This is a genomic window from Frankia sp. ACN1ag (genome assembly GCF_001414035.1).
In the GTDB taxonomy this organism is placed as follows: Bacteria; Actinomycetota; Actinomycetes; order Frankiales; family Frankiaceae; genus Frankia; species Frankia torreyi.
The window spans coordinates 105,885-118,955 of record NZ_LJPA01000005.1 but is presented as its reverse complement, the minus strand read 5'-3'; the positions used below and the strand labels follow the sequence as shown (position 1 = coordinate 118,955).

Here is a 13,071-nt window from a genome sequence, read left to right as displayed (position 1 = left end):
CCCGCGCCGTGCGCAGGCCGATACCGCACCGCCAGGCCAGCCAGTGCGCACACGACCCCATCCCGACCCCCGACCAGCCACCCCGACGGTCGAACGCCGCCACCGCCAACAGCCAGCCNCAGCTCGCCGCGGCGATCCGCCCCGCCCACCGGCAGATCGCCTCCTCCACCTCCCCCAACGATGCGACCTCCACATCCACCCCGATCAGCGCGCACGCATCAGACGAGGCAGAGGGGACAGGCGGAGGGGGAGGGAATGCAGACGCTGTACTCATCAGGATCACCGGGCCAGAGGTGTCATCGATCAACGGACACGACGATCGTCCCACCCACCACCGACAAAAACCCAACACAAGATCATCCGCGGTGAGGGGCGACGCGGCCACGGCGGTGCAGCCGGAACCCCACCCGAACCCAGAATATGATCATGGTGTTCCGCGGAACAGCCCACGCGCCACCGCCCGGAGCAGAACCCCGCCCCGACCCGGCACGCGCAATCATGATGTTCGGAGATCCAGGACCAGGGGCCCAGGGCCCACCGTCAGTACCGTTAGGCTGAGCGCCGTGGGGGAGCTCGACGCGGCCGGAATCACCGATCCCCGATTGCGCGCGTCGTATGCGCGGGCCCGCGCCCTCAACGCCGCCCACGGGCGCACGTACTACCTGGCGACCCTGCTGCTGCCGCCATGGAAACGGGCGCACGTGCACGCCCTGTACGGCTTCGCCCGCCACGCCGACGACATCGTCGACGACCTCGACTCGGCGCTGACCGGCGACGAGCGGGCCATCCGGCTGCAGGCCTGGAGTGCCCGGTTCCTCGCCGCGCTGCGCGACGGCGTGCCCGCCCACGCCGTCGACGCCCAGATCGCCGGTGGGACGGGTGCGGGTGGGGCTGCCGGTGAGGTGTCGGTGCTGCCGGCGGTCGTCGACACGATCCATCGCTTCGCCCTCGACCCCGGCCACTTCGCCGCGTTCCTGTCCTCGATGGCGATGGACCTGACCGTCACCGGGTACGCGACGTGGGAGGACCTGCTGGTCTACATGCACGGCTCGGCCGCGGTCATCGGCCTGCAGATGGTGCCGCTGCTCGAACCGGTCGACGACAGCGCGCTGCCCTACGCACGCGACCTCGGCCTCGCCTTCCAGCACGCCAACTTCATCCGTGACGTCGGGGAGGACCTGCGCCGCGGGCGGGTGTACCTGCCGCAGACGTCGCTGGCGCTGTTCGGCGTCACCCGGGAGCACCTGGCCGCCGGGGTCGTCGACGGGCCGGTTCGCCGGCTCCTGGCGTTCGAGATCAGCCGGGCCCGGGAGCTGTTCCGCGCGGCCCAGCCCGGCATCCGGCTGCTGCACCCCACCTCGCGGGACTGCATGCGCACCGCGTTCGTGCTCTACCAGGAGATCCTCGACGAGGTGGAGCGAGCCGACTACCGGGTGCTGGAACGCCGGGTGGCCGTCGGGCTGCCGCGACGCCTCGCGGTGGCCGGGCCGGCCCTGGTCCGGGCCGCGCGGGCGCGCCGCCGCGGCGGCGCTCAGATCAGCTCGCGGCCGCCCAGGTAGGGCCGCAGCACCTCGGGGATGCGCACCGCGCCGTCCGCGGTCTGGAAGTTCTCCAGCAGCGCCGCCAGCAGCCGGGGGGTGGCCACCGCGGTGTTGTTCAGCGTGTGGGCGAAGCGGATCGTGCCGTCGGTGTCGCGGTAGCGCAGGTTCGCCCGGCGAGCCTGCCAGTCGTGCAGCGTGGAGCAGCTGTGCGTCTCCCGGAAACGGCCCAGCGACGGAAACCACGTGTTGATGTCGTTCATCCGGAACTTGCCGACGCCCATGTCCCCGGTGGCGCACTCGACGACCTCGTAGCACAGCCCGAGGTCGGACAGGATGCGCTCGGCGGTGGCGAGCAGCTCGGCGTGCCAGCGCGCCGACTCGGCCTCGTCGGCGGCGCAGAGCACGAACTGCTCGACCTTCTCGAACTGGTGCACCCGCAGCAGGCCGCGGACGTCCCGGCTGGCGCTGCCGATCTCCCGGCGGAAGCACGGCGAGATCCCGGCGTAGCGGATCGGCAGCCGGGCGGCGTCGAGGATCTCCCCCGCATGCAGGCCCACGAGGGCCACCTCGGCCGTTCCGGCCAGGTACAGGTCGTCCTCGGGGATCGCGTAGATCTCCTCCCGGGCCTTCGGCAGCATCCCCGTGCCGATCAGCGGCTCCTCGCGGACGAGCGCGGGGACCGCCACCGGGGTGAACTCCCGGCCGCGCAGCAGGTCCAGCGCGTACGAGTGCACCGCCCGTTCCAGCATCACCATGTCGCCGACGAGGGCGTAGGCCCGCTCGCCGGCGACCTTGCGGGCGCGGGCGAACTCGGCCCAGCCGCGCTTCTCGGCGAGCTCGGTGTGGTCGAGCGGGGTGAAGTCGAACTCCGGGGGCGTGCCGACGGTGCGCAGCACCACGTTGGCCGCCTCGTCCGGCCCCACCGGCGCCCCCGACCAGGGGATGTTCGGCGTCAGCAGCATCAGCTCGGCCAATCGCGCGCCCGTGCGGGCAAGCTGCTCGCGCAGGTCCCGCAGCTGGCGGTCGAACGCCTCGTGCTCGACCCGCAGCTCGGCCCGGCGTGCCTCGTCGGCCTTGGCGAACTGCTTGGCGAAGCTCTTGCGCNGGGCCTGCGCCCCGTCCACCTCGAACTGCAGCTTGCGATTGTCCTGGTCGAGTTGGAGCAGTTCGTCGACGTCCAGGTCAATACCCTTGACCGCGACCGCGTCCCTCACGGCCTGCGGATTCTCGCGGATAAAACGCTTATCGAGCATGAATCGCGTCAGCCCCTGATCGGTACCGCACCTCACCTTGCGGCAACGCTACCAGCCACCGCCGACGCTTCCGGCGCACAGCGGGCGCACAGGCGGCTTCGGCATGCTCGCCACAGGTGCGCTGCCCCAGGTGCGCTGCCCAGCCGAGCACCGCCGAACGGTTACGGTGCACAGACCACATGTGTCCGCCGCCGCGGGACGGACGGGACGCATCAGCGAAGAACCTGCCAGGTTCGGGATGTGAGGAGGCCGGCGACGGTGGCCAGTTCCAAGGAGCGACGGCAGCGCGAGCTCGCCGAGGCCCGAGCGGCCCGGCAGACGCAGCGGCGGCGGGTCGCCCACCGCCGCCGCCAGCAGCGGCTCGCGATCGTGGCCGGCTTCGTGACGATCGTGGTCGCCGCGTCGGCGATCGCCGCGATCCTGCTCACCGGTAAGGACGACAAGTCTGACGTCACCGCCGCCAACGCGGCCAGCACCGCGGCCCCCAGCGCCGCCGCGGCGGCCACCAGCAAGGTCGGCACCTGCACGTACACCGCCAACGGGGAGACCCCCGCCCGCGGCGCCACCCTGCCGAAACCGGCCGCCACCGTCGACACATCCCCGGCCACCATGACCATCACCACCGACGCCGGGACGCTGACGGCGAGCCTGGACGCGCAGAAGGCGCCGTGCACCGTCCACGCCCTGCGCACCCTCGCCGATGCCAAGTACTACGACAACACGCTCTGCCATCGGCAGACCGGCGGTGCTGAGGCGGGCATCTCCGTGCTGCAGTGCGGCGACCCGACAGGCACCGGCAGCGGCAGCCCCGGCTACGGATACGCCAACGAGAACACCGAGGGCGTCACCTACGACCGCGGCGTGCTCGCGATGGCGCACAGCTCCGCGCCGAACAGCAACGGCAGCCAGTTCTTCATCAACTACGCCGACCCGACGCAGCAGGGGGCGGCGGCGCTGGCCGGCGGCTACACCGTCTTCGGAAAGATCACCACGGGGCTGGACGTCCTCGACAAGCTCACCAAGCCCGGCGTGCAGGGCGGCGGTTCCGACGGCGCCCCGGCCAGCAAGGCGAAGATCCTGTCGATCGCCATCTCGCAGGGCGGCTGACGCAGCGGCTGGGCCGGCCGGGCAGCCGTCAGCCGGCCCAGCGGCGGATCGTGTCGATCCGGGCCTGCAACTGCGCGGCGCTGGCCTGCCCGCTCGGCGGGCCGCCACAGGCCCGACGCAGCTCGGCGTGGATCATCCCGTGCGGCTTGCCGGTGCGGTGGAAGTGCGCCCCGACCAGCCGGTTGAGCTCCTTGCGCAGCTCGGCGATGACCTCGTGGACCGGGCGGGTCGTCGACTGCGCGCCGTCGCGGGCCGCGGGCACCTCGGGCTGCTCGCCCGCCCGGGCAGCGGCGCCGCGCCGCGCGGCCGCCTGCGCGGCGGCCTGTTGCGCGGCCTCCCGCTGGCGCAGCAGGGTCGCGACCTGGTCCGGCTCCAGCAGACCCGGCAGGCCGAGGAAGTCCTCCTCCGCCGCCGAGCCGGGCGCCGCGGGGGTGCCGAACTCGCCGCCGTCGAAGATCACCCGATCGAGATGGGCCGAGGAGCCCAGCGCCGTGAACAGCGTGTCCGGCTGGTCGGGGGTGTCCTTGCGCCGGTTGGCGTCGCGCAGCGCCTCGTCGTCGAAGGCGTCCGGGTCGCGCGGCTGCTTCTCCAGCGCGTGGTCGCGCTGGACCTCCATCTCCCCGGCGAGGGCGAGCAGGGTGGGCACACTCGGCAGGAACACCGAGGCGGTCTCGCCCCGACCCCGCCCCCGGACGAACCGGCCGACGGCCTGGGCGAAGAACAGCGGCGTCGAGGCCGAGGTCGCGTAGACCCCGACGGCGAGGCGGGGCACGTCGACGCCCTCGCTCACCATCCGCACGGCCACCATCCACCGGTCCGCGGACTGGCGGAAGTTCGCGATCTTCGCCGACGCGGTCGGGTCGTCGGACAGGATGAGCACCGGCGACGTGCCGGTGATCCGGGCAAGCAGCCCCGCGTACGCCCTCGCGGCGGCGTGGTCGGTGGCGATGACCAGCCCGGCCGCGTCAGGCATGCCGCCGGCGCGCACCTGGGACAGCCTGGTGTCCGCCGAGGCGAGCACGGCCGGCATCCAGTCTCCGCCCGGGTCCAGGGCGGTGCGCCAGGCGGCGGCGGTCTGCTCGCCGGTCAGCGGTTCGCCGAGCCGGGCCGACAGCTCGGCGCCGGCGCTGGTCCGCCAGGACATCTCGCCGGAGTAGGCGAGGAAGAGCACCGGTCGCACGACGCCGTCACGCAGGGCCTCGGCGTAGCCGTAGGAGGAGTCGGCGATGCTGCGCAGCACGCCGTCGGGTCCCGGCAGGTAGGTGACAAAAGGGATCGGGTTGACGTCGGAGCGGAACGGCGTCCCGGTCAGGGCGAGGCGCCGCGCCGCGGGGGTGAACGCCTCCCGGGTCGCCTCGCCCCAGGACAGCGCGTCGCCCGCGTGGTGGATCTCGTCGAGGATGACCAGCGTGCGCCGGGCGGCGGTCCGCGCCCGGTGCAGCGCCGGGTGGGCCGCGACCTGGGCGTAGGTCACCGCGACGCCGGTGTAGTCGGACGACGTCGCGCCGGCGGAGTTGCGGAAGTCCGGGTCGAGGTCCACCCCGACCTCGGCGGCGGCGGCCGCCCACTGCCGCTTGAGATGCTCGGTGGGCGCGACGACCGTGATCCGGCTGATCTCGCCGGTGCCCAGCAGGTCATTGGCGACCTGCAGAGCGAAGGTGGTCTTGCCGGCGCCCGGCGTCGCCACCGCGAGGAAGTCCCGGCCCCCGGACGACGAGCGAGACCGGTAGACGTCGAGGGCCGCCCGCTGCCACGCGCGCAGCGGACGGGTCGGGGCACCGGATCCGGGCGGTCGAGGACGTCGGTCGAGGGGTCCGGCTCTCACGCCCTCACTCTAGAAGGCGGCGCCCGTTAGCGGAACGCAGGCCACCCGCGCGCCGGGAAGACCACATTTTTGCCCTAGCTGGTCTCCAAGGGACCACAGTGACTATGACCGTCTTATCTCACAGAGGGTTAAGCTCCAGGAGTCAACCGATTGACTTCGGAGGCCCCGATGCAGCTCACGACCGGTCCCTCGGCAGCTTCCCGGGCACCTGCAGCCTCCGGACCATCACCTGACGTGTCGAAGCCCAACCGCGCCCCCGCGACCCGCACCCCGAACGCCCGGCTACGGCTGAGCCGGGAGGAGCGGGGCTGGTCCCAGGAACGCCTCGCCACCGAGATCCGGCGCTTCTCCGTCATCCACGAGGGCCGCGAGGCCGGGGTGACCGGAAACATGATCTGTAAGTGGGAGAAGGGCGACAAGAAACCGAGCCTGCGTTATCAGCGGCTGTTGCGAGCTCTATTCGGTCGGTCCTCGGTGGAACTGGGTTTCGTCGACGACGAGACGCTTCCCTCCGCTGCCGGAGCAATGCGAAGCGGAATGGGTCGGGGTATCACCCCGGCCGCGCCCGGCGGTCCGCAGCAGGTCGGCCACGAGGTGGTCCCCGGCGGCACGTTGGTCCTGCAGGCGGACGCCGACGTGATCGACCCGAATGGTATTTCCGTGGAACGGCGCGACTTTCTGCGGCTCTTCGCCGCGGCGGGCGGTGTCGCGGTGGTGCCGATCGCCGCGGCCTCGGACACCCCGCCCTGGGAGCGGCTGTCGGCGGCGCTGCGGCGCCGGGCGAGCGTCACCCCGGAGCTCGCCGAGGAGCTGGGGCAGCGCACCGCGGGCCTGTACGGCCTGGAGGAGCGCGTTCCCGCCCGGGTCCTCATGCAACGGGTCACCGATCACCTGGGACGGCTCACCCAGCTGCTGGAGTCGACGGGCCGCACGCCGGTGCGCCGCGACCTCACCTCCACCGCCGGCGAGACCGCGGCGCTGGCGGGCTGGCTGGCCTTCGACATGAACGACCTGCCCGCCGCGGTGGCGTACTACCGGGTGGCCATCGAGGCCGCCCGCGAGGCCGACGACAACGCGCTGTGGGCGTGCGTGCTCGGCTACGAGAGCTATCAGACCGCCAGCCAGGGCCGCCACGACCAGGCGTGCGTGCTGCTCGGCGAGGCCCAGCGACGGGCGGCGACGGGCAGCACCGTCATGACCCGGGCGTGGCTGGCCGCCCGGGAGGCCGAGGAGCAGGCTGCGCGGGGCGAGGGCCGGGCGGCGCTGGCCGCACTCGACCGCGCGCAGGAGGCCTTCGAGCGGGGCGAAAGCGACGGCGACCGGGTCTGGACCCAGTTCTTCGACCGGGGTCGGCTGGACGGGCTCAAGGTCACCACCTACACCCGGCTGCGCCGCCCGGCGGCAGCCTACGCGGCGGCCACCGAGGCCCTNCGGGCCACGGCGCCGGGTGCCACGAAGAAGCGGTCGCTGCTGATGAGCGACATCGCCGAGGTCCACATCCAGCGTCGGGAGATCGAGGCGGCCTGCCACTTCGCCGCCGAGGCGCTGTCGATCGTGGCCCAGACGGACTTCTCCCTGGGCCTGGCCCGCGTCCGGCGGACCCGCGAGCACCTACGGCCCTGGCAGCACACCCAGGCCGTACGGGACCTCGACGACCAGCTACGGGCGCTGGCCTGAGCGGGGACTCCTCCGACGACGCCGCCGGCATGACGTCCGGTCGCCGCCCCGGCCCCGCCAGAGTCGGGGCGGCGACCGGACGTCAGCTCCGCACAGCGGGCGCGGTCTCCGCACTGATCCACTGCAGATAGTCGGCGTGGCCCGCCACTATCGGCGTGGCAATGATCTCGGGATTCTCGTACGGGTGCAGGACGACCAGCCGCTCGCGTAGCTCGTCGAATCGCTCGGTGGTGGTTTTCCCTAGACAGAGCCATTCCTCGGCCTGCTCGATCTCGCCCTTCCAGCGGTAGATGCTGCTCATCGGGCCGATCACCTGGAAACAAGCGACCAGGCGAGCCTCCACGAGCGCACGGCCGATACGCTCGGCGCCTTCCCGGGAGTCGATACTCACGATGACCTGAAGGTGACCCACGCGCACTCCCATCTGGAAACGAGGGATACGCGAGATACTCTACATCGATCAGTGGCGGTCGCCGTTGAATTTACGGCGCCCGGAAGGGTGGCGGCTATTCCCTCGGCGACAATCCACCCTTATCGGCCCGGATGGGGCAGTTTTAGGCACCTTCCGTTTACCAGCGGTGGATGCGGAGGGCACTTTCCGGGGTGGAATCGCCACGCTGTGCGGCGGCGCCGATGGCGGTTCTTGCCGACCGGCCCCTTTCGGCGGTCGGACCGGCGGGTCGTGCCCGTACGGGGTTGCCCGACCCGGCGGCGGCGTGGGTCAGGTGCCAGCGCGAATCAGGTGGCGACTGCGGGTCAGGTGGCGACTGCGGGTCAGGTGGCGGCGCGGGCGGCCGGGTCGGCGGTCGGCGACGCCTGGGTCTGGCATACGCGGTAGCAGTCGTACACGCCCCCCACCCGGCGGACCGCCGAGAGCACGCTGTCGAGCTGCTCGGGCCCGGTGACCTCGATGGTGAAGCGGGCGTGGGCGACGCGGTCCTCGGAGGTGGTCGTCGACGCGGCCCGGACCGACACCGACGTCTCGGACAGGATCTCGGTGATGTCGGCCAACAGCCCGTAACGGTCGAACGCCTCGACCGCGATCTCGGCGGGGAAAATCTTGACATCGGGCGCGGACCAGGCCACCACCATGACCCGTTCCCGGTCGGCGCGCGCCTCGGTGGCGTTGCCGCACTCGCGGCGGTGGAGCGAGACCGCGCTGCCATGGGTCGTGAAGCCGACGACGGCGTCACCGGGCAGCGGCAGGCAACATCGGGCCAGCCGGACGGGCATGCTCGCGCCCGACCCGTCGTCGGCCACGGCGGCGAGGCTGGGTACGCCGCGCCGGGCCAGGTGCCGCGCCGGTGCCGCGGAGGTCCCACTCGGACCGCCCGCGATGTCCCCGGCCGAGCCGCCGTGGGCGCCGGCGCCCGTCCCGGCCGGCCGCCCCGGCTGCTCCGGTCCCTCGGACAGGCCCGGGCCGGCAGCGGCGTCACGACGCTGCCGGGCGAGCCGGCGGCGGATGCGCACGCGGGCCCGCGACGTCTTCACAAACCGCAGCCAGTCCTCCGACGGACCGGCGCCGGGCAGGTTGGAGGTCAGGATCTCGACGACGTCGCCGTTGCGCAGCCGGGTGTGCAACGGGACAAGCCGGCCGTTGACCCGGGCGCCGATCGCCCGGTGACCGATGTCGGTGTGCACGGCGTAGGCGACGTCGACGGGCGACGACCGGGGTGGCAGGGCGATCATCCGCCCCTTGGGGGTGAAGGCCAGCACCTCGTCGGAGTCCAGATCGGAGGACAGCGACTCCAGGAACTCGTCGGAGTCGATCGTGTCCTCCTGCCAGTCCAGCAGGCTGTGCAGCCAGGACAGGCCCTCCAGCCGGGCGCCGTCGGCGCCCGGGCCGACCGGGCGCGCGACGATGCCGGTCTCCGCCAGCCGGTGCATCGCCAGGGTCCGGATCTGGATGTCGATGCTGCGCCCGGAATCGTCGACGACGGTGGTGTGCAGCGACTGGTACATGTTGAACTTCGGCGTCGCCACGAAGTCCCGCAGCCGGCCCGGCACCGGGCGCCACAGCGCGTGGATCACCCCGAGGGCGGCGTAGCAGTCGGTCACCTCGTCGACGAGGACGAGGACTCGGACGATGTCGGTGTAGTCCTGCGGGGCGCGGGCCCGCTCCTGCCCCCGCTTGTAGATCGAGAACAGGTGGCTGGCGCGGACGGAGACCTCGCTGTCGATGCGGGCGCCCGCCAGGCCCGCCCGCAGCCGCGCGACCAGGCCCGCCAGCGAACCCGACGCCTGCTCCGCGGCGGTGAACTCGTCCACGATCCGGGCGGTGCGCGCGTGCTCGGCCGGATGGAGCACGGCGAACGCCCGGTCCTCCAGCTCACGCTTGATCACGCTGACGCCCAGCCGGTGGGCCAGCGGCGCCAGGATCTCCAGCGTGACCCGGGAGATCTTCACTCGTTTGGGCGGGGACATGAAGTCGAGCGTGCGCATGTTGTGCAGCCGGTCGGCGATCTTGATAACGAGCACCCGGTAGTCCCGGGCGAGCGCCACGATCAGCTTGCGCAGCGTCTCGGCCTCGGCCGCCTCACCGAAGCGCATCTTGTCCAGCTTGGTGACCCCGTCGACGAGGTTGGCGACCTCGCCGCCGAACTCCTCGGCGACCGAGTCGAGGGTGTAGCCGGTGTCCTCGACGGTGTCGTGAAGCAGGGCCGCGATCAGCGTGGTCGTGTCCACGCCGAGTTCGGCGAGCGNCTCGGTGACGGCGAGCGGGTGGCTGATGTACGGGTCGCCGCTGCGGCGCATCTGGCCGGCGTGCAACCGCTCGGCGACCCCGTAGGCGTGCACGAGCGCGCCGATGTCGGCCCGCGGGTGGTAGTCGCGGTGGGCCTCCACGATGTCCCGCAGCTCGGGGGGCACCTGCGACATGCGCGGCGTGGCCATCCGGCGGGCCAGGTGCGCCAGGCGCACGCTCGCCTGCCGCGCCGCCGACAGGGCCCGGGAGGCGTCGTCGGAGGAGTCGCCCCGCGCGTCGGCCCGGGACAGCGCCGGGGTCAGTCCGCCGCCCGCCGGCAGACCCGCACCTACGGTCTCAGCATCCACGGCGCCCCCCTTTGTCCCGCTAGACCTGTACGCCTGAGGTGACGCGAAAACAGTCGTAGACCCCGTCGATGGACCGCACGGCACTCAGGATGTGCCCGAGATGCTTGGCATCCCCCATCTCGAAGGTGAAGCGGCTGACCGCGACGGAGTCCCTGGTGGTGGCCACCGACGCGGACAGGATGTTCACGTGCCGGTCGGAGAGCACCCGGGTGACGTCCGAGAGCAGCTTGGTCCGATCCTGTGCCTCGACCTGGATCACGACGAGGAACACCGAACCCGACGACGGCGCCCACTCGACCTCGACGAGCCGGTCGTGCGGCCCGCCGCGCAGCCCGGTGAGGTTGGAGCAGTCGGTCCGGTGGACGGACACGCCCTTGCCCCGGGTGACGAAGCCGGCGATGTCGTCGCCGGGCATCGGGGTGCAGCAGCGCGCGAGCTTCGTCCACACGTCCGGCGCCCCGGTGACCAGCACACCCGGCTCCCCGGTGGAGCGGCGCAGCGTGCGGATCGGCAGCTCGGTCTCGCCGGCGTCCTCCTCGGCGCCCTCGGGGCCACCGAGCGCCACGAGCAGCTTCGAGACGACCGCCGGGGCGCTGACGTGGTTCTCCCCCACCGCCGCGTACAGCGCGGCGACGTCGGCGTAGCGCAGGTCCTTGGCCAGGTTGAGCAGCGCGTCGCCGCTCATCAGCCGGGACAGCGGCAGCCCATGGCGACGCATGGCCCGGCCGATCGCGTCGCGGCCGGCGACGATCGCGTCCTCGCGGCGCTCGCGGGCGTGCCACTGGCGGATCTTCGCCCGGGCCCGCGACGAGCGGACGAACATCAGCCAGTCCTCGCTGGGGCCCGCCGAGTGCGCCCGCGAGGTGAAGACCTCGACGGTGTCGCCGTTGTCGAGCTCGGTGTCCAACGCCGCGAGCCGGCCGTTGATCCGGGCGCCGACGCAGTGATGACCGACGTCGGTGTGCACCGCGTAGGCGAAGTCTACCGACGTCGACCCCGCGGGCAGCGGGATGACGTCGCCCTTCGGGGTGAACACGAAGACCTCGTCGGTCTCCGCGGCGAAGCNCAGGCTGTCGAGGAACTCCCCCGGGTCGGCGGTCTCGCGCTGCCAGTCCAGGACCTGGCGCAGCCAGCTCATGAGGTCCGGCTCGGGACTGCCGCGGCGCCGCGCGGACCGGCCGCCGCCGTCGACCACCCCCGCTGACGGGCGGGCCGCGACGCCGTCCTCCTTGTACTTCCAGTGCGCGGCGATGCCGTACTCGGCTCGGTTGTGCATCGCGTGCGTGCGGATCTGCAGCTCGACCGGCTTGCCCTCGGGACCGATGACCGTCGTGTGCAACGACTGGTACATGTTGAACTTGGGCATCGCGATGTAGTCCTTGAACCGGCCGGGGATCGGCTTCCAGTTCGCGTGGACGGTGCCCAGGGTGGCGTAGCAGTCGCGGACCGAGTCGACGAGGACGCGGATGCCGACCAGGTCGTAGATGTCGTCGAACGACCGGCCGCGCACGACCATCTTCTGGTAGATCGAGTAGTAGTGCTTGGGTCGGCCGGAGACGACCGCGCGGATCCGGGCGTCGCGCAGGCCGGCCTGCACCTGGCCGATCACCTCCGCGAGGTAGACGTCGCGGCTGGGCGCCCGGTCGGCGACGAGGCGGACGATCTCGTCGTAGCGCTTCGGGTACAGCGCGGCGAACGCGAGGTCCTCCAGCTCCCACTTCAGCGAGTTCATCCCGAGCCGATGGGCGAGCGGGGCGTAGACCTCCAGCGTCTCGCGTGCCTTGCGCTCCTGCTTGTGCTCGGNCAGGAAACGCAGGGTGCGCATGTTGTGCAGCCGGTCGGCGAGCTTGACGACCAGCGCCCGCGGGTCGCGGGCCATCGCGACGACCATCCGGCGGATCGTCTCCGCCTGCGCCGCCTGCGCCGCCTCGCCGACCTTGACCCGGTTGAGCTTGCTGACGGCGTCGACGATGAGGGCGATCTGGTCGCCGAAGGTCTCCCGGATCGCCTCGGCGGACAGGGAGGTCTCCTCCAACGTGTCGTGCAGCAGGGCCGCGGACAGCGTCGGGGTGTCCATCCCGAGATCGGCGAGGATGCTCGCCACGGCGATCGGGTGGGTGATGTAAGGGTGGCCGGAGAAGCGCACCTGGCCGGCGTGCGCGGCGTCGGCGACCTCGAAGGCCTGCTGGACCTGGTCGATGTCGGCCCGCGGGTGGTTCGCGAGCAGGCCGCGCAGCACCGGATCGAGGGCCGAGGAGGGGGTGGCCCGGTGCGTCGAGAGGCGCGACAGGCGCCCGCGCACCCGGCGCGGCAGGGGTGGCGACTCGTGGCCGAGCCGGGGAACGACCGGCGAGCCGTCATCCGCCGGCGCGGCCGCCGGCGGCGGCCCGGTCTGCCCGGCCGGTACCCGGGCCGGGGCCTCGGCGGCTCCCCGCGTCTCCCGGCTCGCGGGCTGCGGGCCGGCCGGCTCGCGGACGGCCTGGTCACGGGGGGTGGATCCGCGGTCCGGGCCAGACGGGGCAGGACGCGCACCATCGCCCGCCGACCGTGGCTCCCTCGAGGGAGCCACGGCGGGCGACGACGCTCCGGTGGTCACCGGCGCTGCCTCTGGCACGGG

At 72.6% G+C, this 13,071-nt stretch carries 5 protein-coding genes and 8 pseudogenes; 4 read left to right on the top strand and 9 right to left on the bottom strand.

Features of this window, described 5'->3' with window-relative positions; translation table 11 throughout:
* Positions 1 to 554 precede the first annotated feature (554 nt).
* On the top strand, positions 555 to 1,559 hold the full coding sequence (locus UK82_RS05865) for a phytoene/squalene synthase family protein (protein ID WP_055406625.1): 1,005 nt from the start codon (positions 555 to 557) through the stop codon (positions 1,557 to 1,559).
* Here the strand turns inward: UK82_RS05865 and serS are convergent.
* Positions 1,532 to 2,645 (bottom strand): annotated as a pseudogene (serS, locus tag UK82_RS05860) (serine--tRNA ligase); the annotation flags it as partial. The gene UK82_RS05865 and the pseudogene serS overlap by 28 nt on opposite strands.
* Position 2,646: 1 nt before the next feature.
* Positions 2,647 to 2,794 (bottom strand): annotated as a pseudogene (locus UK82_RS36060) (serine--tRNA ligase); the annotation flags it as partial.
* Between the two features lie 258 nt (positions 2,795 to 3,052).
* Between UK82_RS36060 and UK82_RS05855 the strand changes: the two are divergent.
* Entirely contained in the window at positions 3,053 to 3,901 is an 849-nt protein-coding gene (locus UK82_RS05855; protein WP_044883574.1) for a peptidylprolyl isomerase, read from the top strand.
* Positions 3,902 to 3,929: 28 nt separating this feature from the next.
* Here UK82_RS05855 and UK82_RS05850 read toward each other — a convergent pair whose 3' ends face one another.
* The gene (locus UK82_RS05850; protein ID WP_044883573.1) at positions 3,930 to 5,726 is read right to left on the bottom strand and encodes a DEAD/DEAH box helicase; all 1,797 of its coding nucleotides are present in this window, start codon (positions 5,724 to 5,726) and stop codon (positions 3,930 to 3,932) included.
* A gap of 168 nt (positions 5,727 to 5,894) precedes the next feature.
* On the opposite strand from UK82_RS05850, the pseudogene UK82_RS05845 reads away from it, so the two are divergent.
* Together UK82_RS05845 and UK82_RS36055 are read left to right on the top strand one after the other, a co-directional pair.
* A pseudogene (locus tag UK82_RS05845) lies at positions 5,895 to 7,156 on the top strand (multiprotein-bridging factor 1 family protein); the annotation flags it as partial.
* A 1-nt stretch (position 7,157) separates the two neighbouring features.
* Positions 7,158 to 7,403 (top strand): annotated as a pseudogene (locus UK82_RS36055) (XRE family transcriptional regulator); the annotation flags it as partial.
* Positions 7,404 to 7,485: 82 nt separating this feature from the next.
* Here UK82_RS36055 and cutA read toward each other — a convergent pair.
* The 6 genes and pseudogenes from cutA to UK82_RS36035 all read right to left on the bottom strand — a co-directional run.
* A complete protein-coding gene (gene cutA / locus UK82_RS05840) occupies positions 7,486 to 7,815 on the bottom strand; it encodes a divalent-cation tolerance protein CutA (RefSeq protein WP_044883673.1) in 330 nt (109 codons plus the stop codon).
* Positions 7,816 to 8,177: 362 nt separating this feature from the next.
* Positions 8,178 to 10,105, bottom strand: a pseudogene (locus tag UK82_RS05835) (RelA/SpoT family protein); the annotation flags it as partial.
* 1 nt (position 10,106) lies between these two features.
* Positions 10,107 to 10,454, bottom strand: a pseudogene (locus UK82_RS36050) ((p)ppGpp synthetase); the annotation flags it as partial.
* 19 nt (positions 10,455 to 10,473) lie between these two features.
* A pseudogene (locus UK82_RS36045) lies at positions 10,474 to 11,519 on the bottom strand (TGS domain-containing protein); the annotation flags it as partial.
* 1 nt (position 11,520) lies between these two features.
* Positions 11,521 to 12,257: pseudogene (locus UK82_RS36040) on the bottom strand (GTP pyrophosphokinase); the annotation flags it as partial.
* 1 nt (position 12,258) lies between these two features.
* On the bottom strand, positions 12,259 to 13,068 hold an 810-nt coding region (locus tag UK82_RS36035; RefSeq protein WP_236705557.1), incomplete at its 3' end, for an HD domain-containing protein.
* Positions 13,069 to 13,071: the final 3 nt, after the last annotated feature.